1 pseudogene is annotated in these 242 nt (G+C 46.7%); it reads left to right on the plus strand.

The annotated features are described in order from the left end of the window. A pseudogene (locus ACTHS3_RS18490) lies at positions 1-242 on the plus strand (50S ribosomal protein L2); the annotation flags it as partial.

Below are 242 nucleotides of genomic sequence, written 5' to 3' on the forward strand. Positions count from 1 at the left end.
CACACCGGTGCACCTTATGCCCCTCTGCTAGAAAAGAAAACTTCTACTGCCGGTCGTAACAACACTGGTCATATCACTACCCGTCATAAAGGTGGTGGCCATAAACATCAGTACCGCGTTGTAGATTTTAAACGTAACAAAGACGGTATCCCTGCAAAAGTAGAGCGTATCGACTATGACCCTAACCGTACTGCATTTATCGCACTGTTGTGCTATGCAGATGGTGAGCGTCGCTACATCAT

The sequence above is a fragment of the Neisseria sp. P0009.S007 genome, from assembly GCF_051962515.1.